1 protein-coding gene is annotated in these 1,791 nt (G+C 38.9%); it reads left to right on the top strand.

The annotated features are described in order from the left end of the window. Window positions 1–165: 165 nt before the first annotated feature. Window positions 166–1,479, top strand: coding sequence for an IS30 family transposase (locus LJE12_RS19435; RefSeq protein ID WP_227227159.1), 1,314 nt, complete (start codon window positions 166–168; stop codon window positions 1,477–1,479). Window positions 1,480–1,791: the final 312 nt, after the last annotated feature.

Below are 1,791 nucleotides of genomic sequence, written 5' to 3'. Positions count from 1 at the left end.
ACTTAAATGAAAAACTAAATTCCGGTTTTGGACCAAATGCAAGAGTAAATTCTATATAGGTCGAAGTTACTTTTGCACACATATTTGCCATATTGTCTTTGATAATCATTACTCCGTATAATGTACTTGCAGCTGATTGCCTGCCTGTGCAGATTGGAGATAATTATGAAAAATAAAGGCAATCAGAAACATTTAACATTTGAACAGCGTGTTGATATCGAGAAAGGTCTTACTGAGAATAAAAGCTTCACTGAAATTGGACGAATTATTGGTAAAAATCCATCTACCATATCAAAGGAAGTACGTCTCCACGCACATACAAAAGAACGTCCGGATTCAGGTTACACTCACCCGCCATGTATTCATCGCAAGAACTGTAAGGTGACATGCTTGTGTGATAAGATGTGTGGCATTCATTGTAAGCTTTGCAGAAAACCATCCTTTCGCTGCACTGATATATGTCCCGCATATGAGACAGCTGAATGTGAGAAACTGAATAAACCTCCCTACGTATGTAATGGCTGTGGTAAAAAGACCCATTGTCTTATGCCCAGAAAGTTTTATTCATCCAAATATGCCCATGATGAGTACCGTAGCGTGCTAGTCGATTGCAGAGCCGGCATTAACCAGACTCCGGAAAGCATTCAATCCATGAATGATTTATTGGTTCCATTGATCAAGGAGAAGCATCAGTCCATCGGTCATATTTATGCTACTCATGCAGAAGAATTGGGTTGCTCCAGAAGAACACTTTACTCCTACATCAATGATTGTGTATTCGATGTCCGCAATGGTGACTTAAGACGTTCTGTACGTTATAAGAAACGCAAGAAACCTACACAGACCAGTGCAAAAGATCGTTCTTATCGTCAAGGTCATAACTACGAAAATTTCCAGAATTATATGAAAGATCATCCAGATATAAATGTTGTGGAAATGGACTGCGTGGAAGGAATGAAAGGCGAAAGCTGCGCCCTCTTGACCTTTACATTCCGCAACTGCAATCTTATGCTTATGTTCCTGTTGGAATATCAAGACCAGGAATGCGTGTTAGAGGTCTTTGTATGGCTTGAAACAGTGTTAGGACAGGATGCATTCAAAAAGCTTTTTCCGGTGATCCTCACGGATGGAGGTTCAGAATTCTCAGCTCGTGAAGAGATGGAGGAATTCTGTGACGGAAGTAAAAGCACGACGGTCTTTTACTGTGATCCATACAGCTTTTGGCAAAAAGGTGCCTGCGAAAAGAACCACGAGTATATCCGCTACATCCGTCCGAAAGGGAGTTCATTCGCTGATTTAAATGACGAGAAAGTCAGACTTATGATGAATCACATAAACAGCGAAAAAAGAGACAGTCTTAATGGACATAGCCCATATGAACTCTCTCTTTTACTCTTGGACAACAAACTGCACAAAGCATTAGGATTAAAGGCAATCGCACCTGATGATGTTATGCTTAGTCCAAAACTTATAAAATAAAATAGTAAAGCACAGGCAGATTTCACTGCACCAGAATTTAGTCTTGCACATAAGGCATGTGGAATTTAGTCTCGCACACTATTTTCAGATGCCCGGTTAGTATGCATAAAAACATAAATCATGAGTGCTTACAGGTTTATTATAAGACAAAAAAATAGAATTGTTAAGGTGCATTACAGAATTTAATCCCGCATAGTTACTGAGATAATCCACAGCTGGAATTTAGTTTTTCATTTAAGTAATATAACCATAGATATTAGAAAAAACAACAGAATCTGAGAAAAGAGTTATCAGGGAGAAATAAAAATGCAG

The sequence above is a fragment of the Blautia sp. DFI.6.71 genome (genome assembly GCF_020593585.1).
Taxonomy (GTDB): Bacteria; Bacillota; Clostridia; order Lachnospirales; family Lachnospiraceae; genus Blautia_A; species Blautia_A wexlerae.
The sequence above is the reverse complement of the archived record's forward strand: the minus strand, read 5'-3'. Positions and strand labels throughout refer to the sequence as shown.

Excerpts from the sequence above, each read along its gene's own strand:
- LJE12_RS19435 (WP_227227159.1), top strand. The coding sequence starts at position 166 with ATGAAAAATAAAGGCAATCAGAAACATTTAACATTTGAACAGCGTGTT.